Here is a 22582-nt window from a genome sequence, read left to right on the forward strand (position 1 = left end):
CCGGAACCGTGTCCGGTCCCGGACCGACCGGACATTCGGGGCTGACCGGCCGCACGGCGTCATGGCAGAATCGGACGGCCGGAGGGGGACACGACGGCCCGAACGGGAGGGAGTCGCTGACGGATGGGCGCACACCGGCGGCGTTGCGATTGGTGCGACAGCGGCACGCCGATCGTCCGGGACATGGACCCGGTCAATCCCGACTACCAGTACTGGTGCGAGGAATGCGCGCGGGCGCTGATCATAAAAGGCGACCCGATCGAGCGGTACCGCGAGCTGGAGGGCGAGCCGATCTACGGCCGTCTGCTCGACGAGCACTGCACTCTGAAGCGCTTCTACTCGTTCGCCAGAGCATGACCAGCACGCCGGCCGCCGCGAGCGCGTAGAGCGCCGAAGCCGCCATCGGGACCGCGCCCAGTCCGAGTTCGGGACGGTCCGGGCCGTGCGGTACCGCCCACCACAGCGCGTACGAGCAGAAGGCGAGCCAGAACGCCGGCGTCGGGCGGCGGCCCGCCCGCTCCCGCACCAGCAGCGCCGCGGGAACGCACCAGATCCAGTGGTGGGACCACGAAATCGGGCTCACCAGCAGCGCCGTCAGCGCGGTGGCCACCACCGCCCCGGCCCGGTCCTCCCGCAACTCGGCGCCCACGGCCACCACCAGCCCGGCGACCCCGGCCAGCAGCGCCGCCGCGACCCACGGCAGGCCCGGGTGCCCCGTGTGCAGCAGCCGGGCGAGCACGCCGCGCAGCGACTGGTTGGCGGTCTCCTCCGCGTAGCCGGCCCGACCGGAGTCGAGCACCAGCGAGGTCCAGTACGTGCGAGAGGCCCCGGGCAGGACCGCCCAGGCGGCGGCGCCGGCCGCGCAGAAGACCCCGGCCGCGACCCCGGCGGCGCGCAGCTCGGCGGCGCCGGGGCCGTCGCCCGGGCGGGCGTACGGGGCGCCGGGAGCGTGCCCGGTGTGCGGGGTGGGGGGCGTGTGTGGGGCGCGCGGGGGCGCGTACGGCGGCCGGCGGGCGCGCAGGGCCCGTACGAGCCCCGCCGTCAGCAGGAAGGCCGCGAACAGGGCCGGGGTGAGCTTCACGGCGGCCGCCAGGCCGGTGCCGACGCCCGCCCACCGGTGGCCGCGCGGTCGGGTGAGGTCCCACAGGACCGCCACCGCGAGCAGCAGGTTGACCTGGCCGTAGCGCAGCGTCCCCCAGACGGGCTCGCACCACACCGCGGCCGCCGCCACCCACAACACCGTCGCGGCGCCCGGCCGGCGGCCGGTGACCAGACGCAGCGACAGACCCGCGAAGGCCGTCAGCAGCCCCAGGTTCGCGAGCACCCCCAGCGCCTTCAGGGTCGCCGGGGGCAGCAGCGCCAACGGGGTGAACAACAGCGCTGCCGCCGGGGGGTAGGTGGCGGGCAGGCGTGCCCGGCCGACCTCGATCGCGTACAGGTCCCCGCCGGTGAGCACCGCCCGGCCCTCGGCGCGGTAGACGAGCAGGTCGACGTACGACACGTAGGCCAGGCGCTGGGCCAGGCAGAAGGCACCGAAGGAGAACAGGCAGGCGGCTGCCGCGACGAGGACGGGGCGCCGTACGAGGCGCTCAGATGGCACAAATAGCGACATTATCGGGCGAAGTGTGCGGATGGCCGCTCCTGCGGAAACCGATTTTTGGACCTGGGCCGTGACCGTGTAATGTTTGGGACGTCGCCAAGGGGAACCGGCAAGGGAAACCGGAACGGGAACCGGGGCGGCGAGCAGGACAAGGGGCTATAGCTCAGTTGGTAGAGCGCTTGCATGGCATGCAAGAGGTCAGGAGTTCAATTCTCCTTAGCTCCACAGTGAACAAGCGGGTCACCCGGATCGGGTGGCCCGCTTCTCGTTCTGCGGTCGCCTGCGCGGCGCCGGTTACCCCTGCGGTACCCTGGCGCCATGCGTGCCGTACGCCTTCTGCTTACCGAGCCGCGCTGATCAGTACCGGCCCCCTCCTTCCGCTGGCGGGCCGGCATCGGCGCGGCGTCCCCTCCTGTGCGAGGGGCTTTTTCGTTTGGTGGCGCGGAACCCACGGCAGAGACGATCGATGGAGCTTCAAGAATCATGAGCGAGACGAATTCCCCGGCCCCCGAGGCGGTCGAGGCGCACCGTTACACGGCTGCGATGGCCGCCGACATCGAGGCACGCTGGCAGGACGCCTGGGACGCCCAGGGGACCTACGAGGCCCCGAACCCGACGGGCGACCTCGCCGGGGACCCCGCGGTCGTCGCGCGCCCCAAGAAGTTCATCATGGACATGTTCCCCTACCCGTCCGGCGCCGGCCTGCACGTCGGCCACCCGCTGGGGTACATCGCCACCGACGTCTTCGCCCGCCACCAGCGCATGACGGGCCACAACGTCCTGCACACCCTGGGCTTCGACGCCTTCGGCCTGCCGGCCGAGCAGTACGCCGTGCAGACCGGCACGCACCCGCGCGTGTCGACCGAGGCGAACATCGAGAACATGAAGAAGCAGCTGCGCCGGCTGGGCCTGGGCCACGACCGCCGCCGCTCCTTCGCCACGATCGACCCGGACTACTACAAGTGGACCCAGTGGATCTTCCTGCAGATCTACAACTCCTGGTACGACGGCGACGCGAAGAAGGCCCGCCCGATCGCCGAGCTGGTCGCCGAGTTCGAGGCCGGCACGCGTGAGGTCCCCGGTGGGCGCACCTGGTCCGCGCTGACCGCCGCCGAGCGCGCCGACGTCCTGGGCGGGTTCCGCCTGGCCTACTCCTCCGACGCGCCCGTCAACTGGTGCCCCGGGCTGGGCACCGTCCTGGCCAACGAGGAGGTCACCGCCGACGGCCGCTCCGAGCGCGGCAACTTCCCCGTCTTCAAGGCCCGCCTGAGCCAGTGGAACATGCGCATCACCGCGTACGCCGACCGGCTGCTGGAGGACCTGGAGGAGCTGGACTGGCCCGAGGCCATCAAGCTGCAGCAGCGCAACTGGATCGGCCGCTCCGAGGGCGCCCGCGTCGACTTCGCCCTGGGCGACGAGGCCGTCACCGTCTTCACCACCCGGCCCGACACCCTGTTCGGCGCCACCTACATGGTCCTGGCGCCCGAGCACCCGCTGGTCGAGAAGTTCGTCCCGGCCGCCTGGCCCGAGGGCACGAACGAGAAGTGGACCGGCGGCCACGCCACCCCGGCCGAGGCCGTCGCCGCCTACCGCGCCACCTCCGCCGCCAAGTCCGACGTCGAGCGCCAGGCCGACGCCAAGGAGAAGACCGGCGTCTTCACCGGCGAGTACGCGGTCAACCCGGTCAGCGGCGAGAAGGTCCCGGTCTTCATCGCCGACTACGTCCTGATGGGCTACGGCACCGGCGCCATCATGGCCGTCCCCGCCCACGACGCCCGCGACTTCGAGTTCGCACGCGCCTTCGAGCTGCCGATGCGCTGCGTCGTGCGGCCCACCGACGGCCGCGGCACCGACCCGGCCGAGTGGGACGAGGCGTTCGCCTCGTACGACGCCGAGCTGGTCAACTCCGCCGGCGACGGCATCACCCTGGACGGCCTGGGCGTCGTCGAGGCCAAGGCCGCCATCACCGACTGGCTGGCCGAGCGCGGCATCGGCGCCGGCACCGTCAACTTCCGCCTGCGCGACTGGCTGTTCAGCCGTCAGCGGTACTGGGGCGAGCCCTTCCCGATCGTCTACGACGAGGACGGCGTCGCGCATGCGCTGCCCGAGTCGATGCTGCCGCTGGAGCTGCCCGAGGTCGACGACTACTCGCCGCGCACCTTCGAGCCGGACGACGCCACCTCCCAGCCCGAGACCCCGCTGTCGCGCGCCGAGGACTGGGTCCACGTCGAGCTGGACCTGGGCGACGGCGTGAAGTCGTACCGGCGCGAGACCAACACCATGCCCAACTGGGCCGGCTCCTGCTGGTACGAGCTGCGCTACCTGGACCCGCACAACGACGCGGCCCTGGTCGACCCGGCCGTCGAGCAGTACTGGATGGGCCCGGGCGAGGGCGCCCCGCACGGCGGCGTCGACCTGTACGTCGGCGGCGCCGAGCACGCCGTGCTGCACCTGCTGTACGCGCGCTTCTGGTCCAAGGTGCTGTTCGACCTGGGCCACGTCTCCTCGGCCGAGCCGTTCCACAAGCTGTTCAACCAGGGCATGATCCAGGCCTACGCGTACACCGACGCGCGCGGCGTGTACGTGCCGGCCGCGGACGTCGAGGAGCGCGACGGCGGCTACTTCTACGAGGGCCAGCCGGTGCGCCGCGAGCACGGCAAGATGGGCAAGTCCCTGAAGAACGCCGTCACGCCCGACGAGATCTGCGCCGAGTACGGCGCCGACACCCTGCGCCTGTACGAGATGGCGATGGGCCCGCTGGACGTCTCCCGCCCGTGGGACACCCGCGCGGTCGTCGGCCAGTACCGGCTGCTGCAGCGCCTGTGGCGCAACATCGTCGACGAGGAGACCGGCGCGGTCACCGTCGTGGACGGCGAGCCCGACGAGGCCACGCTGCGCGCCCTGCACAAGGCCATCGACGGGGCCGGCTCCGACATGGCCGGGCTGCGCTTCAACACGGCCATCGCCAAGATCACGGAGCTGAACAACTTCCTGACGAAGGCGGGCAGGCCGCTGGAGCGGTCGGTGGCCGAGCGGCTGGTGCTGCTGATCGCCCCGCTGGCCCCGCACGTCGCCGAGGAGCTGTGGCACCGCCTGGGTCATGCGGAGTCCGTGGTGCACCAGGACTTCCCGGTCGCCGACCCGGCGTACGTCGTGGACGAGGCCGTGACCTGCGTCGTGCAGATCAAGGGCAAGGTCAAGGCGCGCCTGGAGGTGCCGCCGACCATCTCGGACGACGACCTGGAGAAGCTGGCGCTGGCCGACGACGCGGTCGTGGCGGCGCTGGGCGGGGCCGAGATCCGCAAGGTGATCGTGCGCGCGCCGAAGCTGGTCAACATCGTCATCTGACGATCTGACGCCGGCGGTCTCCTCTCAGGGAGATCCCGTACGGGCAGGTTGGGGGTTCGAATGGAACCCCCGACCTGCCCGTCGCGTTTACGGTGGAAGGGACGCAGAACCGGGGCGGCCGACCGGACCGGACCGGACCGGATCAGATCGGGTCGGGTCGGGTCGGTCGGATCGGACCAGGGAAGGGACAGCTCTGATGGAGGCCACGTTGCTGATCTTGGTGCTGCTGGTGTTCTTCACCTTCGTGGGCCTGGGCGTCTACGTCACGGCCAAGGCCGTCGGGGCGGCGAAGCGCGGCGTGGACCGCGGCATCGAGCAGGCCCGGCGCACCGTGGAGGACACCACCCTGCGCGCCAAGAGCCTGGGGCAGGTCGGGACCGGGGGCGCCCTGGCCCAGCTCCGCCTGGACCTGCGCACCTCGATGCGCGCCACGCAGGCGGCGCTGCACGAGGGCGTCCGGGAGGACCCCTCCCTGAAGGAGTCGCTCTCGCTCTTCGAGCAGCTGAGCGCGCACGGGCGGGAGCTGGACGCGGAGCTGAAGCGGCTGGAGCAGGAGCCCGACAAGAGCAAGATCATCGAGCGGCTGCCCGACCTGCGCGCACGCACGCAGCGCATCGTCCGGTCCGCCGACTCCCTTCGCTGGGCCGCTCACGACCGTGCCCGCCGCTTCGCCGACGACGACCTCGCCCACCTGACCGCCCAGATCGAGGTGGAGTCGGACGCGCTCCGCGACTGGTCCTCCCCGACGACCGCCCCTGACTTCCTGGACGACGCGTTCGCGGCGTCGACGGGTGCGGCGTCCGCCGGTCCGGCGGACGACTCCCTCCGCACGCCGGCGGGTGGGGCGGACGAAGGGCTCCGGACGCAGGCCGCTCCCGCGGCCCCGCCGGCATCCGACGCGACCGCCGCCCCGTCCCCGAAGGCCCTGCACGCCCCGGACCCGGCCGCGACCGCCGCCCACCCCTGGCAGGCGACGAAGCGCCGGCCCGAAACGGCCTGACGGCCGGCCCGCCGGGGCCGTCTCGGGCTTTCCGCGCCGCGCAAGGGCGGCGGCGGTGTTCGCCGTGGACTGCCGCGGGGGCCGGTGCGACGCACCGGAAGCCGCCTCGGAAGTCGGGCGGCGCGCCGTGAGCAGCCGCGAACGTCGCGGCGACACCGTGTGAACCGCCGCAAGGGCCGGGGCGGGGCGGCGTGAAGCGTCGCGGGGCCGCGGCGGCGCGGTGTGGATCGCTGCGGGGCAGGGGCGATGCGGCGTGAACCGCCCCCGGACGGCTGCGGCGACCCGCAGCCGACCGCCCCCGAGCTGCCACCCGGGTTCCGCTCCCGGTAACCTCCCGCTCATGTCCCGCCATGTCGCGATCGTCACCGATTCCACGGCCTACCTGCCCCACCCGGCGATCCGGCGCCACAACATCACGGCGGTGCCCCTGACGGTCGTGATCGGCGACGAAGCCCTCGAGGAGGGCACCGAGATCTCCGCCCGCTCCCTCGCCCTCGCCCTCCAGAAGCGCCGCTCGGTGACGACCTCCCGCCCGAGCCCGGAGGACTTCGTCCGGGCCTACCGGACCGCCGCCGACCAGGGCGCCAGTGCCATCGTCTCGCTCCACCTCTCCGCCGAGTTCTCCGGCACCTACGACGCCGCCGTCCTCGCCTCGAAGACCGCGCCCGTGCCGGTGCGCGTGGTGGACACCGGCATGGTCGCCATGGCCCTCGGCTTCTGCGCGCTCGCCGCCGCCGAGGCCGCCGAGGCCGGCGGGTCCCTCGACGACGCCGTCGCGGCCGCCGAGAAGCGGGCGTCGGGCATGTCCGCCTTCTTCTACGTCGACACCCTCGACTACCTCCGCCGCGGCGGCCGCATCGGGGCGGCCCAGGCGCTGCTCGGCTCGGCGCTGGCCGTCAAGCCGCTGCTCCAGCTCGACGGCGGGCGCATCGAGATGCTCGAGAAGGTGCGCACCGCCTCGAAGGCCATCGCCCGGCTCGAAGAACTCGCCGTCGACCGCGCCGGCACGGCCGACGTGGACATCGCGGTCCACCACCTCGCGGCCCCCGAACGCGCCGAGAAGCTCGCCGAGCACCTCCGCGAACGCGTCCCCGGCCTCGTCGAGCTGCACGTCAGCGAGGTCGGCGCGGTCATCGGCGCGCACACCGGACCGGGACTGCTCGCCGCGGTGGTCTCGCCCCGCTGACGCACCGGTGGGCGGCGACCGAGCCGCCCCGCACGTCTGATCCCACTCTCACTCCCACTCCCCGCCCTCGTGGGCTCACCCTCACGGGTGACCGAGTTATCCACAAGCGGCAGTCTTTCCACAGACTTACGGCGGCCCGGCCGGGAATTCCCTTTCGCCCCTACCGTCTTGTGCCATGACTCTTCGAACTCCCGTGCCGCGTAGGCCGCACACCGCCCGAGCTCCCCGTCCGCTCCGCACGCGTACGGCCGCGTCGCCCGTGACCAGCGGCCCCGGCCGCGCCGCAGGCTCCGACAGCCGCGCCGCCCGCCGCGGCCGCGTCACGCCCGATCCCGCCGCGGTACGGGCCCGCGCCGCGGCGCTGTTCCCGACCCGCCCGGCGCCCGCGCCACCGGATCCACCCCCGGATCGGCACCCCCTCCCGCCGACCCTGGCCCCGCCGGCCCTCGACGACCGCGCGGGGGGCGCGGCCGTGCACCCCACCGGGTCGGCCGCGGCGGAGGACACGGCGTACGACCCGCCACCCGGGCCCGCGCCCGCGCCGGTGTTCGAACTCGCCCCCGCACCCGCGCCCGTGTCCGTGTCCGAACCAGCACCCTTGCCACCCATGACGCCGCTCCCGCTCCGGGACCGGATCCGGGCCCGGGTGGGCGACCGGTTGCCCCTGTGGCTGCAGCTCAGGTGCGGGCTCGAACCGCGGGCGCTGGCGGCCGTCGCGGTCATCCTGCTCGTGGCGGTCGGCTTCGCCGTCCAGCAGTTCGTCTCGGGCCGGCCGGAGGCGGTGGCCGCGCCCGAGGTCGTGTCCTCGGCTCCGGCCCCGCCTCCCGGGCCTCCTGCCGCGGCCCCCTCACCCACGCCGTCCGCGGTGGTGGTGGACGTCTCCGGCAAGGTCCGGGACCCCGGCGTCCGCCGCCTGCCCGCCGGTGCCCGGGTCGAGGACGCCCTGGCGGCGGCCGGGGGAGTGCGCCCGGGTGCGGACACCACCGGCCTCAACCGGGCCCGGGTCCTGGTGGACGGTGAACAGGTGCTGGTCGGCGTCCCGCAGCCGGCCACGGCCCCCGGTGCACCGGTCGGTCCCGGCGGCGGGACCACCGGCCCCGGCGTGCCGGTCAGCCTCAACACCGCCACCGTGGACCAGCTCGACGGCCTCCCGGGGGTCGGACCGGTCCTGGCCCAGCACATCGTCGAGTTCCGTACGACCCGCGGCGGCTTCCGCTCCGTCGAGGACCTGCGCCAGGTCAACGGCATCGGTGAGCGCCGCTTCGCCGACCTGCGCGCCCTGGTGCGGCCGTGAACGGCCCGCGGCCGGCGCCTGCGGACCGCCGCCCGGCACGCACCGCGTCACGACGGCCCGAGGACGTGCCCGCGGCACGGGACGAGGGCCCGACGGACCTGAGGCTGGTGGGTCCCGCCCTCGCGGCTTGGGGGGCGGCAGCGCTCGCCCTCACGGCACCCGCCGGCCAGACCCTCGCCGGGGTGACGGGCGGGCTGGTCCTGGCCGGCGGCCTCCTGGTCGTCGCGGCCCGCGGCTCCCGTCGTGGGCTCGGCCTCACGGCCTTGGCCGCCGTGTTGCTGAGTGCCGTCGCGGGCGGCGCCGCGGGCGGGCTGCGGGCCGCCGACGCCCGCGCCGGACCCGTACCGGGGCTGGCCCGCGAGCACGCCCGCGTGTCGGTGGAGCTCACCGTCACCTCCGACCCCCGCCGCCCGCGGAACGGCCCGCCCGCCGTCCTCCTCGACGCGGAACTGACGGAGGTGGACCTGGGTGGCGTCGGGTCGGGGGCGCCCGCCGGGTCGGGGACGCCCGCCGGGCCGGGGTTGGCGCACGGGCGGGTCGGTACGCACACCCCCGTGCTCGTCATGGCGCGACACCGGGCCTGGGCCGGGTTGCTCCCGTCCACCCGCGTGCGCGTGACGGGCCGCCTCGCGCCCGCCCGGGACACCGGCGAACGCGCGGTGGCCGTCCTGCGGGTGGGCACCGCCGTCCCACCGGACGTCATCGCCGGGCCCAGCGCCGTCCAGCGGGCCGCCGGCGCCCTGCGGGACGGGTTGCGCGAGGCCACCCGGGCCCTGCCGGCGGACGCACGCGCGCTCCTCCCGGGGCTGGTGGTGGGCGACACCTCGCGGGTGCCCGCGGACCTGTACGAGGCCTTCCGGAGGACCGACCTCGTGCACCTGCTGGCGGTGTCCGGTTCCAACCTCACCGTGGTGCTGTTCCTCCTGATCGGACCGGCCGGGCGCGCCTCGCTCGCCGAGCGCGGGGGGCTGGCACCCCGCCTGGGGCTGTCCCTGCGGGCCACGGCGGTGTGCGGCGCGGCGCTCACGCTCGGGTTCGTCCTCGTGTGCCGGCCCGATCCGAGCGTGCTGCGGGCGGCGGCCTGCGGGGCGGTCGTCCTCCTCGCGATCGCCACCGGACGCCGCCGGTCCCTGGTCCCCGCACTGGCCGCAGCCGTCCTGCTGCTCGTGCTGTGGGACCCGTGGCTGGCCCGGAGCTACGGGTTCCTGCTGTCCGTACTGGCCACCGGCGCCCTGCTCACCCTCGGACCCCGGTGGAGCGAGGCGCTGCAGCGGCGTCGCGTCCCGGCCCGGCTCGCGGAGGCGGTGGCGGCCGCCGCGGCCGCCCAGGCGGTGTGCGCGCCCGTCGTGGTGGTGCTGGCGGCCCGGGTGAGCCTGGTGGCCGTGCCCTGCAACCTGCTGGCCGAGCTGGCCGCCGCTCCCGCCACGGTCCTGGGCTTCGCCGCACTGGCAGTGGCGCCGGTGGCCATGCCGGTCGCGGAACTGGTGGCCCGGTGTGCCGCGGTACCGGCGGACTGGATCGCCGCCGTGGCCCGCACCGGAGCGTCACTGCCGGGCGCCGAACTGGCCTGGCCCGGTGGTGCGGCGGGCGGTGCCCTGCTCGCCATGGTGACGCTGATCACCGGTGCGGCCGTGGCGCGCTGGCACGGACCGGAGCCGCCGGGCCCGCCGGATCGGTCGGATCGGTCGGGCGAGTTGCGCGAGTTGCGCGGGTCGGGTGGGTCGGGCCGGTCGGATCAGGCGGTGCCGCCGGCCCCGTCGGCCCCCGGGGGGAGCCGGGGTGGGGGCAGGGGGCGGTCGCGGTGGGCGCGGGGCCTGCTCTCCGCGGCAGCCGTCCTGGCGCTCGTCCTCGCGGTCCTGCGGCCGGTGCCGCTGACCCGGGTGCTGACGGGCTGGCCGCCCGAGGACTGGCGTTACGTGCAGTGCTCGGTGGGCCAGGGCGACGCCGGGGTCCTGGCGGCGGGCCCGGGTACGGCCGTGGTCGTGGACGCGGGTCCCGACCCTGGGCCGGTGGACCGCTGCCTGACCGAGTTGTCGATCACCCGGGTGCCGCTCCTCATGCTCACGCACTTCCACGCCGATCACGTGGGCGGCCTGGCCGGGGTCCTCGACGGGCGGGTCGTCGGCGCCATCCAGGCCACGGGGTACGAGGAGCCGGCGGAGCAGGCCGCGTTCGTACGCCGTACCGCCGCCGCGGCCCGGATCCCGGTGCTGACGGGATCCGCCGGCGAGCACCGCCGGGTCGGAGCGGTGGAGTGGCAGGTCCTGTGGCCGCCGAGCGGTGCCCCGCCGCCGGCGGGCGGCCCGAACGACGCCAGCGTCGTGGTGCTGGCCCGCACGGCGGGACTGAGCCTGCTGTTGCTCGGCGACCTCGAACCGGCGGCCCAGGAGGAGTTGCTGACGACCCATCCGGAACTGGGTCCGGTGGACGTGCTCAAGGTGGCCCACCACGGTTCGGTGCACCAGTCCCCGGCCCTGATCCGACGGGTCCGCCCGCGCCTGGCCCTGGTCCCGGTGGGCGCGGCCAACCGCTACGGTCACCCGGCCCCGGCGACGCTCGACCTGCTCCGCTCGACGGGCGCCACCGTCGTGCGCACCGACACCGACGGCCCCCTCGCCGTCCTCGGCGACCGCGCGGCGCTCCAGGTCGCCCGGGGCGGGGGGTGAGGGGCGAAGGGGGAAAGGCGAAGGGGGAAAGGCGAAGGGGAAGGGGGAAGGGGAAGGGGGAAGGGGGAAGGGGGAAGGGGGAAGGGGGAAGGGAGGTGAACGGGTGGCGCAGGGGAGGCCCACGGGAGGCGGACGGGAGGCCAAGGGCAACAGTTGGGAACCGGACAGGGCGCGTGCTGTTTGCCCCGAAGTCGGCCGCATGATCGAATGCGTTTTCGCCAAAGGAGCGTGATCACAGACAAGCACGGGGGTGCATCAACATGTTCGGTCGCCGACGGGGGCATGAGACGGCCGGCACGGGCGCTTCGACCCACACGCAGGAGGTGCTGCTGCCACCGGCGGCGGCACTGTTCAGCCTGCGGGTCGTCGACGGGGCCAACCGGCCGGTCCGGTTGGCCAAGTTGGAGGTGACCGATCCGATCGGTCGCCGCATCACGGCGGGTGAGACGGACCCGTACGGAGGTTTCCACGCGGTCGTTCCGGAGGGCGAGTACCGCGTGGCCGTCACGGCGGACGGCTACGCGCCGTACCACGCGTCGGCGTTGCTCGTGGCCGGGGGCCAGCCGGGGCCCGGGGACATCGTCCTGGAGGACGTGGACCCGCCCCTGCTGCCGGAGCCGGGGCACTGGGAACTCGAACCGACCCATTCCTCGATAGGTTTCACGGCCCGTCACATCGGACTGGCCAAGATCCGGGGCCGGTTCAACACGTTCGCGGGTGCGGTGCGGATCGCCGGCCGCATGGAGGACTCCTCCATGCACGTGATCATCGACGCGGCCAGTATCGACACGGGCGTGCGCATGCGTGACGACCACCTGCGCTCGCCCGACTTCCTCGACGCCGCCCGCTACCCGACGATCGAGTTCTACAGCGAGCGCTTCATCCACCGCAGCGGAACCCGCTGGGCGGTCGCGGGCGCGCTGACCCTGCACGGGGTGAGCCGTTCGGTGACCCTCGACACCGAGTACCTCGGTCTCGGCACGGGGCTGGAGGGCGAGGCCCGAGCGGCCTGCCGGGCGAGCACGGAACTGCACCGCGAGGACTTCACCCTCAACTGGCAGTCCATGCTCGCGCACGGCATCGCGGCCATCGGGTCCAGCGTGAAGGTGGGGCTGGACGTCCAGATCGTGCGTAAGAACTGAGGGGGGTGGGGGTGTAGGGGTGCTGGGTGCCTGGGTGTGGGGTGTCTGGCCTGGCTGCTAGCTGGTGGCTGCCGGGTGCCGGGTGCCGGGTGCCGGGTGCCGGGCGCCGGGTGTCGGGGGCCGGCTTTGGTTCCATGCCCTTCTGACCGCCATGCGGCGGGCGGGAGGGCATGCCGGAGAATGGGCCCGTGAACGCTCGACACGTACTGGTGCTCCCCGACCGCGACTCCGCAGAGGAGGTCGCGGTCGAACTGGCCGACCGTTTCGGCGTCGCCGACGAACCGCAGCTCGTGCGCGATGCGCTCGCCGGTGAGGACGACGCCGAGGACGCCCAGTGGCTGGTCGTCGTCGAGGACCCGGAGTCCCGCCTGGACCCGTCCGGGCTCGACGCCCTCGCCGCCGAGTACGAAGGGTGGCTGGAAGCCCCGTAATCCCGTAGCGGGCGCCGGCCGGGCGGGGTTGTCGGTGGGGCGTGGGATGCTGGACGGCGATGGCCACCAGGAAGAACCCCACCGACGATCCCCTCGCCCCCGTCACCCTCGCGGTGGGGCAGGAGGAGCTCCTGCTCGACCGTGCCGTACGGGAGGTCGTGGCGGCCGCCCGGGCCGTCGACGCCGACACGGACGTCCGCGACCTCGCCCCCGAGCAGCTGCAGCCCGGCACCCTCGCCGAGCTGACGAGCCCGTCTCTGTTCGCGGAGCGCAAGGTGGTGGTCGTGCGCAACGCGCAGGACCTCTCGGCCGACTCCGTCAAGGACGTGAAGGCGTACCTCGACGCGCCCATCGAGGAGATCACCCTGGTCCTGCTGCACGCCGGCGGGGCCAAGGGCAAGGGCCTGCTGGACGCCGCCCGGAAGGCGGGGGCGCGCGAGGTGGACTGCCCGAAGATGACGAAGCCGGCGGACCGGCTGGCGTTCGTACGCGGAGAGTTCCGGGGACTCGGGCGGTCGGCCACCCCCGCGGCGACCGAGGCGCTGGTCGACGCCATCGGCAGCGACCTGCGGGAGCTGGCCAGCGCGGCCGCGCAGCTGTGCGCGGACGTCGAGGGCACGATCGACGAGGCCGTGGTCGGGCGCTACTACACCGGCCGGGCGGAGGCCTCCAGCTTCACGGTGGCCGACCGCGCGGTGGAGGGCCGGGCAGCGGAGGCCCTGGAGGCGCTGCGGTGGTCGCTGTCGACCGGGGTGGCACCCGTGCTGATCACCAGTGCGCTGGCCCAGGGCGTACGGGCCATCGGCAAGCTCGCGTCCGCACCGCGCGGCGCCCGGCCCGGTGACCTCGCCCGGGACCTGGGCATGCCGCCGTGGAAGATCGACCGGGTGCGGCAGCAGATGCGGGGCTGGTCCGCGGACGGGGTGGCCGTCGCGCTCCGCGCGATCGCCGAGGCCGACGCCGGGGTCAAGGGTGGCGGCGACGATCCGGAGTACGCCCTGGAGAAGGCCGTGGTGGCCGTCGCCCGAGCGGCCCGCAGCCGCCGGTGAGGTTGCCGGCCGGTTGGCCGGTTGGCCGGTTGGCCGTTTGGTGGGCGGCTGGCTGGTGGTTGGTGGGTTTGGTGGCCGGCGGTTTCCTCAGGCGGCCCGGGTCGCCTGCCGGGGTGCTCGGGGCGGGGTCGGAGAGGGTCCTGGAGCCACCCGCCTCTTGAGGGTGTTTCCGGGGCGGGGCGGGCCGTCAAGGGCGCCCTTCGGGCGTCGCCTTCGGCGATTCCGCTGCGCTCCACCCTTGACGGCCCACCCCGCCCCGGAGGCAGACACCCTTCGGCGGGAGGCTCCAGGAAGGACGGTCAGGGAGCCGAATTCCCCGGACGACTCCCGTGCCTTCCACCTCGGGGTCCACGCCCCGGATCGCTACGCCCCTCAGGTCGGCTCGGCGTCTGGCGGGCCGATGGGGGTCGGACATAGGCCGCCCACGACGTCCATGTGGTGCTGGGCGGTTCGGCGGCCGGCGGGCCGGTGGGGGCTGGGCTGGGGTTGCTGCGGATCGTTACGCCCTCGTGGGCGGCCGGTGGGTCGGTGGGGTGGGTCTGCATGACGAAGGCCCCGGGCGTCCTTCCCAGGACGGCCGGGGCCTTCGGTACCGCTGTGGTGCGCCGCACCCGCGTGGCGAACGCAGGCCGCGTGCGGCGCGGGATGCCGGTCGGGAGCGGAGAGAGAGGGCCCGCTGGGTCCCTACCGGCGGTTACATCAGAGCTCAGCCCTGAAGGGAGGCAACCTTGGTGGCCAGCGCCGACTTCTTGTTGGCGGCGGCGTTCTTGTGGATGACACCCTTCGAGACGGCCTTGTCCAGCTGGCGCGAGGCGGCGCGGGCGGCCACGGTGGCCTTCTCGACGTCGCCGGCGGCCACGGCCTCGTTGGCCTTGCGGATGAAGGTGCGCAGCGCGGACTTGACGGACTTGTTGCGAAGGCGGGCCTTCTCGTTCGTCTTGTTGCGCTTGATCTGGGACTTGATGTTCGCCACGAAAGAGCCTTTACAGGTTCAGAGTTTTCTTCGGATGCGTCTTGCTAGCTGAGAGGGCACACAAGACACAGCTGTCCACGTTACCAGGTGCCGTTCGGTCGGCCCAAACCGAGCACAGTCGCCGCGTCATGGGACCATGGGGGTCTGCGTATCGATCCCGATCCGACATCGCCCGAGAACGAGAATCAGGACACTGCGTGCCCGCGACCCCTAGCCACGTGCCCGAGCCGAGCCGTACCGACCCGGCGCTGATCCGCAATTTCTGCATCATCGCGCACATCGACCACGGCAAGTCGACCCTCGCCGACCGGATGCTCCAGCTGACCGGTGTGGTCGAGCAGCGGCAGATGCGTGCCCAGTACCTCGACCGCATGGACATCGAGCGTGAGCGCGGCATCACGATCAAGTCCCAGGCCGTGCGTCTGCCCTGGGAGCCCCGGACGGGTGACGGTGTGGGCAAGACCCACATCCTGAACATGATCGACACGCCGGGTCACGTCGACTTCACCTACGAGGTGTCCCGCTCGCTGGCCGCCTGCGAGGGCACCGTCCTGCTGGTGGACGCCGCGCAGGGCATCGAGGCCCAGACGCTGGCGAACCTGTACCTGGCGATGGAGAACGACCTCGCGATCGTTCCCGTGCTCAACAAGATCGACCTGCCGGCGGCCCAGCCGGAGAAGTTCGCCGAGGAGCTGGCGAACCTGGTCGGCTGCGACCCGGACGACGTGCTGCGCGTGTCCGCCAAGACGGGTGTGGGCGTGGACGCCCTGCTCGACCGCGTCGTGCAGACCGTGCCCGCTCCGGTGGGCGTGGCCGACGCACCGGCCCGCGCGATGATCTTCGACTCGGTGTACGACTCGTACCGCGGTGTCGTCACGTACGTGCGTGTCGTCGACGGCCAGCTCAACAAGCGCGAGCGCATCCGGATGATGTCCACCGGCGCCACGCACGAGCTGCTGGAGATCGGCACCAACTCGCCCGAGATGCTCGCGGCCGACGGGCTCGGCGTGGGCGAGGTCGGCTACCTCATCACCGGTGTGAAGGACGTCCGCCAGTCCAAGGTGGGTGACACGATCACCCAGATGACGGGCGGCGCGACCGAGGCGCTGGGCGGGTACAAGGACCCCAAGCCCATGGTCTTCTCCGGTCTGTACCCGCTCGACGGGTCCGACTACCCGGACCTGCGCGAGGCGCTCGACAAGCTGCAGCTGAACGACGCGGCCCTCGTGTACGAGCCGGAGACCTCGGCGGCGCTCGGCTTCGGCTTCCGCGTCGGCTTCCTGGGCCTGCTGCACCTGGACGTGATCCGCGAGCGGCTGGAGCGCGAGTTCGGGCTCGACCTGATCGCCACCGCGCCGAACGTGGTCTACCGCGTGGTGCTGGAGGACGGCAGCGAGGTCACCGTCACGAACCCGAGCGAGTTCCCCGAGGGCAAGATCTCCGAGGTGTACGAGCCGGTCGTGCGCGCCACGATCCTCGCGCCGAGCGAGTTCATCGGCTCGATCATGGAGCTGTGCCAGACCCGCCGCGGCACCCTGCTCGGCATGGACTACCTGTCCGAGGACCGGGTCGAGATCCGCTACACGCTGCCGCTCGCGGAGATCGTCTTCGACTTCTTCGACCAGCTGAAGTCCAAGACCCGCGGCTACGCGTCGCTGGACTACGAGCCCACCGGCGAGCAGAGCAGCTCCCTGGTCAAGGTCGACATCCTGCTGCACGGCGACAAGGTCGACGCCTTCTCGGCGATCACCCACAAGGACGCCGCGTACGCGTACGGCGTGCGCCTGGTCGCCAAGCTGCGCGAGCTCATCCCGCGGCAGGCGTTCGAGGTGCCGGTCCAGGCCGCCATCGGCTCCCGGGTCATCGCCCGCGAGACCATCCGCGCCATCCGCAAGGACGTCCTCGCCAAGTGCTACGGCGGTGACATCTCCCGTAAGCGGAAGCTGCTGGAGAAGCAGAAGGAAGGCAAGAAGCGGATGAAGATGGTCGGCTCGGTGGAGGTGCCGCAGGAGGCCTTCATCGCCGTCCTGTCGAGCGACGAGTCCGGCGCCAAGAAGAAGTAGCCCTTCCGGCCGCGCCCCGGTTCGGTTCGCTCCGGGTTCGGCTGCCGTTGGGCCGGTGTTCGCGTCCCGTATCGGGACGTCCTGGCTGAAAACGGGCCTCCGTGCAGGTGCGCGGGGGCCCGTTTCGTTATGAACCGGCCGCACACTGGCTCTTACGCCCCGGCCGGGCGGCCTCTACTCTGATCACTGCTCGATGGTTACTCGCCAGTCACAAAAACCCGCCAGTCCCCACGCTCCCACGCAACTCCGCGTGGACCGGTCCGGAGGATGTCGTGAGCGACACACAGTCCTTGATCGAGAATCGACCCCCCACCGTTGCGGCCGTCTTCCTTGAGCGGGTCGCCGCGACCCCGGATGCGGAGGCGTACCGCTACCCCGTCCCGGCGGCCGCCGGCAGCGGCCCGGACGACTGGAGGTCGTTGAGCTGGGGGCAGGCCGCCGAGCGCGTCTTCGCCATCGCGGCCGGCCTGATCGAGCTGGGTGTCCAGCCCGAGCAGCGGGTCGCCCTCGCCTCCTCCACCCGGGTGGACTGGATCCTCGCGGACCTCGGCATCATGTGCTCCGGCGCCGCCGTCACCACCATCTACCCGAGCACGAACGCCGAGGAGTCGGCGTTCATCCTCGGTGACTCCGACAGCCGCGTCCTGATCGCCGAGGACGGCGCCCAGCTCGCCAAGGCCCGCGAGCGCCGCGGGGAGCTGCCCGAGCTGCACCACGTCGTCGTCATCAACGCCGAGGACGCGGTCTCCGAGGCCGGCGACCCCGAGGGCTGGGTGCTCTCCCTCGCCGAGCTGGAGCAGCGCGGCGCGAAGTACCTGGACAAGCACCCCGAGGTCGTCAAGGAGCGGGTCTCGGCCATCACGGCCGACCAGCTCGCCACCCTGATCTACACCTCGGGCACCACGGGCCGCCCGAAGGGCGTGCGCCTCCCGCACGACAACTGGTCGTACATGGCCAAGGCGACCGTGGCCACCGGCCTGATCACCAAGGACGACATCCAGTACCTGTGGCTGCCGCTGGCGCACGTCTTCGGCAAGGTGCTCACCTCCGGCCAGATCGAGGTCGGCCACGTCACGGCCGTCGACGGCCGGATCGACAAGATCATCGAGAACCTGCCGGTGGTCCGGCCGACGTACATGGCCGCCGTGCCGCGCATCTTCGAGAAGGTCTACAACGGCGTGGCCGCCAAGGCCCGCGAGGGCGGCGCCGCCAAGTACAAGATCTTCAAGTGGGCGTCCGAGGTGGCCCGCGAGTACGCCAAGGTCACCCAGGACAACTTCCGCCGCACCGGTCGGGCCACCGCGCCCTTCGGCCTCTCCGCCAAGCACGCGGTCGCCGACAAGCTCGTGTACTCCAAGCTCCGCGACGCCTTCGGCGGCCGCCTGCGCGCCTGCGTCTCCGGCGCCTCCGGCCTGGCCCCCGAGATCGGCTACTTCTTCTCCGGCGCCGGCATCCACATCCTGGAGGGCTACGGCCTCACCGAGTCCAGCGCCGCCTCCTTCGTCAACCCGGGCGAGGCCTACCGCACCGGTACGGTCGGCAAGCCGCTGCCCGGCACCGAGGTCCGCATCGCCGACGACGGCGAGATCCTGCTGCGCGGCCCCGGCATCATGGAGGGCTACCACGGCCTGCCCGAGAAGACCGCCGAGGTCCTCGAGTCCGACGGCTGGTTCCACACCGGCGACATCGGCGAGCTCTCGCCCGACGGCTACCTGCGCATCACCGACCGCAAGAAGGACCTGATCAAGACCTCGGGCGGCAAGTACGTCGCCCCGGCCGAGATCGAGGGCCAGTTCAAGGGCATCTGCCCCTTCGTGTCGAACATCGTCGTGCACGGCGCCGACCGGAACTTCTGCACCGCGCTCATCGCCCTCGACGAGCCCTCGATCCTGGGCTGGGCCGCCGAGAACGGGCTGGAGGGCAAGTCGTACGCCGACGTCGTGGCCGCGCCCGAGACCAACCGGCTGATCGAGACGTACGTCCAGACCCTGAACCAGGGGCTGCAGCGCTGGCAGACGGTCAAGAAGTTCCGGCTGCTGCCGCGCGACCTGGACGTCGAGCACGGCGACCTGACTCCCAGCCTGAAGCTGAAGCGGCCGGTGGTCGAGCGTGAGTTCAAGCACCTGATCGACGAGATGTACGAGGGCGCGCGGGAGGCGTAGCCGCCCGACCGGGCGGGGGCCGTACGCCGCCGCCCGGGCCGCTCCGCCGCCGCCCGTACGGGCCTTCGGGGTCCGTACGGGCCCGCCGCCGTCCGGACGGCCGCGGGCCGGACCGGGCTCCGGGCGGCCGCCGGACGCGGCCGGTCGGGTCCCGGCGGGTGCCGGGCGGGCCGGTGCCGCCGGGCGGTGCGGGACAATGGGGCCATGCCTTCCGTACTGCCCGATGGCGAGCCCATGCCCGACGACGGGGCGCTGCCGTCGCACGCCCTGGAGGGCGCCGCGGACCGGCCGCTCGGTTTCTACCTGCACGTGCCGTACTGCGCCACCCGCTGCGGCTACTGCGACTTCAACACCTACACCGCCACCGAGCTGCGCGGCACGGGCGGGGTGCTGGCCTCCCGCGAGAACTACGCCGACACCCTGATCGACGAGCTGCGCCTGGCCCGCAAGGTGCTGGGCGACGACCCGCGGCAGGTCCGCACGGTCTTCGTCGGCGGCGGCACCCCGACGCTGCTGCCGGCCGGGGACCTGGTGCGGATGCTCGCCGCGATCCGGGACGAGTTCGGGCTGGCCCCCGACGCCGAGGTCACGACCGAGGCGAACCCGGAGTCGGTGGGGCCCGCGTACCTGGAGGAGCTGCGGGCCGGCGGCTTCAACCGGATCTCCTTCGGCATGCAGAGCGCGAAGCAGCACGTCCTGAAGGTGCTGGACCGCACGCACACGCCCGGCCGGCCGGAAGCCTGTGTCGGCGAGGCGCGGGCGGCCGGCTTCGAGCACGTCAACCTCGACCTGATCTACGGCACGCCCGGCGAGACCGACGACGACTGGCGGGCCTCGCTGGACGCCGCCCTCGGCGCCGGCCCCGACCACGTCTCGGCGTACGCGCTGATCGTGGAGGAGGGCACCCAGCTGGCCCGCCGGATCCGGCGCGGCGAGGTGCCGATGACCGACGACGACGTGCACGCCGACCGGTACCTGATCGCCGACTCCGTCCTCGGGGGCGCGGGCTACGAGTGGTACGAGGTGTCGAACTGGGCCACCTCGGAGGCCGGCCGCTGCCTGCACAACGAGCTGTACTGGCGCGGGGCCGACTGGTGGGGCGCGGGCCCCGGTGCGCACTCGCACGTGGGCGGCGTCCGGTGGTGGAACGTCAAGCACCCCGGCGCCTACGCGGCCGCCCTGGCGGAGGGCCGCTCCCCGGGCGCGGGACGCGAGGTCCTGTCGGACGAGGACCGGCGCGTGGAGCGCATCCTGCTGGAGCTCCGCCTGGTCGACGGCGTCCCGCTGTCCCTGCTGGCCCCGGCCGGGCTCGCCGCCTCCCGCCGCGCGCTGGCCGACGGCCTCCTGGAGGCCGCTCCGTACGAGGCCGGTCGCGCGGTCCTCACGCTGCGGGGGCGGCTGCTGGCGGACGCGGTGGTGCGGGACCTGGTGGACTGATCCCTCGGCGGGGTGAATCCCGGGGGGAACGGCCATGGCCTGGGCCTCGCGGCCCTAGGCTCCGTCCGTGAGCGGGGCCGGGTGAAGCGGAGGGGCCGTGGTGTGAACGCTTTGTACGAAGCGATGGTCGCGGTGTTCGATGAGCATCCGGAGCTGTTCGGCCGGTTCAAGATCGAGCTTCTGCGGGGTGACGTCGTCATGACGCCCGGCCCCGAGACGGGCCACAACCTCATCGTGGAGGCGGTCCAGGACCAGATCCCGCGTGACCGCTGGCGCCGCTTGCAGCGGCAGGACGTCGCGATCCCAGGTGAAATCAGCGAGCCGCAGCCCGACCTCGTGGTGGTCGAGCGCGGGGCGGTGCCGGGGAGCGGGAGGTTGATGCCCGCACAGGTGATCTCGCTCCTCGTCGAGGTCGTCACCGAGTCGACCGCCGATCGCAACTACGGCGTGAAGCGCTCGCTCTATGCCTCCGCGGGCATCCCGGCGTACCTGATCGTCGACCCGTTCGAGGCGGCCTGCCTGCTGCTCACCCAGCCGGGCGGAACGGGAGGGGAAGCCGACTACCAGCAGCGGCTGACGCAGGACTTCGGTGATCCTTTGCCGCTGGACGTGCTCGGCATCGAACTGGACACCAGCGAGTTCGGCACCCTCCCCAAGTTCAAGCGCCACCGTCGCCCGTGACGAAGTCGATCAGTTCCTCCACGCGGCCCAGGAGGGACGGCTCCAGGTCGCGGTAGGACGTGACGCGGGACAGGATGCGCGTCCAGGCGGCGCCGGTGTTCTCGGACCAGCCCAGAGCGCGGCAGACGCCCGTCTTCCAGTCCTGCCCCCGCGGGACCACCGGCCAGGCGGGGATGCCCAGGGCGGACGGCTTCACGGCCTGCCAGACGTCGACGTACGGGTGGCCGACGACCAGGACGTCGGGGGAGGAGATCCGGGCCGCCAGGCGGGACTCCTTGGACCCCTCGACCAGGTGGTCGACCAGGACGCCGAGGCGGGCGTCCGGCCCCGGGGCGAACTCGGCGACGATCGCGGGCAGGTCGTCGACACCGGACAGGTACTCGACCACCACGCCCTCGATGCGCAGGTCGTCCCCCCAGACCCGCTCCACCAGCTCCGCGTCGTGCCGGCCCTCGACGTAGATGCGGCAGGCCCGGGCGACCCGGGCGCGGGCGCCGGGGACGGCGAGCGACCCCGAGGCGGTACGGGCCGGCGCCGCGGGCGCGCGGGAGGGGCGTACGAGGGTGACGACCGCGCCCTCCAGCAGGAAGCCGCGCGGCTCCAGCGGGAAGACCCGGCGCTTGCCGAAGCGGTCCTCCAGCGTCACCGTCCCGCCCTCGCAGGCCACCACCGCCCCGCAGAAGTCCGTGCCGGCCACCTCGACGACCAGGTCCGGGTCCGCCGGCACCTCGGGAGCGGGCCGGGACTTCTTCCAGGGCGGGGTGAGATCGGGACCGTACTGTCGCATCCGCACGACAGTAGGAACGCCGTCACCCTCAGGCGCGCGACACGCCGAAGCGGCGGGCCAGTGTGGCGCGCTGCGCACGGACGAACCGGGCATCGACGACGGAACCGTGCCCCGGCACGTAGAGGGCGTCCTCGCCGCCCAGCGCCAGCAGCCGGTCCAGGGCGGCCGGCCACTGGCTGGGGAGCGCGTCCGGGCCCGCCTGGGGCTCGCCGGACTCCTCCACGAGGTCCCCGCAGAAGACGACCTCCCGCTCGCCGGGCACCAGGACCGCCAGGTCGTGCGGGGTGTGCCCGGGCCCCACGTTCGCCAGCAGGACCTGCACCCCGCCCAGCTCCAGCGTCCACTCGCCCGAGACCAGATGGCGCGGTACGACCAGCACGTCCACCGACGCGGTGGCCTCCGCCGGCGCCAGGCCGTGCCCCACCGCGTCCGCCCGCAGGGCGTTGCGGTCCACGGTCAGCATCGATTCCAGCCCCACCGCCCCGAAGGCCTCGACGCCGGCGAACGCCGCGGCCCCCAGCACGTGGTCGAAATGTCCGTGCGTGAATGCGAGGTGCGTCACGCGGCGGCCGGTCAGCCGCTCGGCCTGGGCACGGATCTCGGCACCCTCGCGCAGGGACGACCCGGGGTCGACGAGGAGCACCGCATCGTCCCCCACCACCAGTCCCACCGTGCAGTCCCACACCGGCAGACGGCGGCGGCCGGACCGCCCGGTCAGGCGTTCCCACCCCAGCTCTTCCCAAGCGACGTCCATACCGCGACG

Annotated in this window: 16 protein-coding genes, 1 tRNA gene and 1 pseudogene; 14 read left to right on the top strand and 4 right to left on the bottom strand. The window is 73.2% G+C overall.

Annotation, left to right across the window (positions count from 1 at the left end; genetic code table 11):
* Window positions 1-123: 123 nt before the first annotated feature.
* Window positions 124-357 (top strand): hypothetical protein, encoded by a 234-nt coding sequence (locus tag ACIQCH_RS31365; RefSeq protein ID WP_078910470.1) that lies wholly within the window; start codon window positions 124-126, stop codon window positions 355-357.
* Here ACIQCH_RS31365 and ACIQCH_RS31370 read toward each other — a convergent pair.
* Window positions 251-1612 (bottom strand): annotated as a pseudogene (locus tag ACIQCH_RS31370) (glycosyltransferase 87 family protein); the annotation flags it as partial. The gene ACIQCH_RS31365 and the pseudogene ACIQCH_RS31370 sit on opposite strands and share 107 nt — an antisense overlap.
* 140 nt (window positions 1613-1752) lie before the next feature.
* On the opposite strand from ACIQCH_RS31370, the gene ACIQCH_RS31375 reads away from it, so the two are divergent.
* From ACIQCH_RS31375 to holA, 9 genes are all read left to right on the top strand, one after another.
* A tRNA-Ala gene (locus tag ACIQCH_RS31375) sits at window positions 1753-1825 on the top strand.
* A gap of 258 nt (window positions 1826-2083) precedes the next feature.
* Entirely contained in the window at window positions 2084-4948 is a 2865-nt protein-coding gene (gene leuS / locus ACIQCH_RS31380; protein WP_402586480.1) for a leucine--tRNA ligase, read from the top strand.
* Between the two features lie 196 nt (window positions 4949-5144).
* Window positions 5145-5948: a hypothetical protein gene (locus ACIQCH_RS31385; RefSeq protein WP_402586482.1), complete on the top strand. Its 804-nt coding sequence runs from the start codon at window positions 5145-5147 to the stop codon at window positions 5946-5948.
* A gap of 340 nt (window positions 5949-6288) precedes the next feature.
* Window positions 6289-7134 (top strand): DegV family protein, encoded by an 846-nt coding sequence (locus ACIQCH_RS31390; protein ID WP_402586483.1) that lies wholly within the window; start codon window positions 6289-6291, stop codon window positions 7132-7134.
* A 607-nt stretch (window positions 7135-7741) separates the two neighbouring features.
* Window positions 7742-8428 (top strand): helix-hairpin-helix domain-containing protein, encoded by a 687-nt coding sequence (locus ACIQCH_RS31395; protein WP_402586485.1) that lies wholly within the window; start codon window positions 7742-7744, stop codon window positions 8426-8428.
* 65 nt (window positions 8429-8493) lie between these two features.
* Window positions 8494-11094 carry a ComEC/Rec2 family competence protein gene (locus ACIQCH_RS31400; RefSeq protein WP_402586487.1) on the top strand — a complete coding sequence of 867 codons (2601 nt, stop codon included), beginning with the start codon at window positions 8494-8496 and terminating at the stop codon, window positions 11092-11094.
* 260 nt (window positions 11095-11354) lie between these two features.
* Window positions 11355-12236 (top strand): YceI family protein, encoded by an 882-nt coding sequence (locus tag ACIQCH_RS31405; RefSeq protein WP_402586489.1) that lies wholly within the window; start codon window positions 11355-11357, stop codon window positions 12234-12236.
* 170 nt (window positions 12237-12406) lie between these two features.
* Entirely contained in the window at window positions 12407-12667 is a 261-nt protein-coding gene (locus ACIQCH_RS31410; protein ID WP_402586491.1) for a hypothetical protein, read from the top strand.
* Window positions 12668-12726: 59 nt separating this feature from the next.
* Window positions 12727-13716 carry a DNA polymerase III subunit delta gene (gene holA, locus ACIQCH_RS31415; RefSeq protein WP_402586493.1) on the top strand — a complete coding sequence of 330 codons (990 nt, stop codon included), beginning with the start codon at window positions 12727-12729 and terminating at the stop codon, window positions 13714-13716.
* A gap of 706 nt (window positions 13717-14422) precedes the next feature.
* Here holA and rpsT read toward each other — a convergent pair.
* Window positions 14423-14689 (bottom strand): 30S ribosomal protein S20, encoded by a 267-nt coding sequence (rpsT, locus tag ACIQCH_RS31420; protein WP_030205502.1) that lies wholly within the window; start codon window positions 14687-14689, stop codon window positions 14423-14425.
* A gap of 197 nt (window positions 14690-14886) precedes the next feature.
* Here rpsT and lepA point away from each other — a divergent pair, with 197 nt between their 5' ends.
* The 4 genes from lepA (at window position 14887) to ACIQCH_RS31440 (ending at window position 21032) form a co-directional block, all read left to right on the top strand.
* A complete protein-coding gene (lepA, locus tag ACIQCH_RS31425; RefSeq protein ID WP_402586495.1) occupies window positions 14887-16752 on the top strand; it encodes a translation elongation factor 4 in 1866 nt (621 codons plus the stop codon).
* Between the two features lie 272 nt (window positions 16753-17024).
* The gene (locus tag ACIQCH_RS31430) at window positions 17025-18914 is read left to right on the top strand and encodes an AMP-dependent synthetase/ligase (RefSeq protein ID WP_402586497.1); all 1890 of its coding nucleotides are present in this window, start codon (window positions 17025-17027) and stop codon (window positions 18912-18914) included.
* A 204-nt stretch (window positions 18915-19118) separates the two neighbouring features.
* A complete protein-coding gene (hemW, locus tag ACIQCH_RS31435) occupies window positions 19119-20351 on the top strand; it encodes a radical SAM family heme chaperone HemW (protein WP_402586499.1) in 1233 nt (410 codons plus the stop codon).
* A gap of 123 nt (window positions 20352-20474) precedes the next feature.
* Window positions 20475-21032, top strand: a complete 558-nt coding sequence (locus tag ACIQCH_RS31440) for a Uma2 family endonuclease (RefSeq protein ID WP_402586541.1) — start codon at window positions 20475-20477, stop codon at window positions 21030-21032.
* On the opposite strand, the gene ACIQCH_RS31445 is transcribed toward ACIQCH_RS31440, so the two are convergent.
* Window positions 21010-21819, bottom strand: a complete 810-nt coding sequence (locus tag ACIQCH_RS31445; RefSeq protein WP_402586501.1) for a DUF3097 domain-containing protein — start codon at window positions 21817-21819, stop codon at window positions 21010-21012. The two genes, ACIQCH_RS31440 and ACIQCH_RS31445, sit on opposite strands and share 23 nt — an antisense overlap.
* A 28-nt stretch (window positions 21820-21847) precedes the next feature.
* A complete protein-coding gene (locus ACIQCH_RS31450; protein ID WP_030205484.1) occupies window positions 21848-22573 on the bottom strand; it encodes an MBL fold metallo-hydrolase in 726 nt (241 codons plus the stop codon).
* Window positions 22574-22582: the final 9 nt, after the last annotated feature.

It is taken from the genome of Streptomyces sp. NPDC093225 (assembly GCF_044753805.1).
GTDB lineage: Bacteria > Actinomycetota > Actinomycetes > Streptomycetales > Streptomycetaceae > Streptomyces.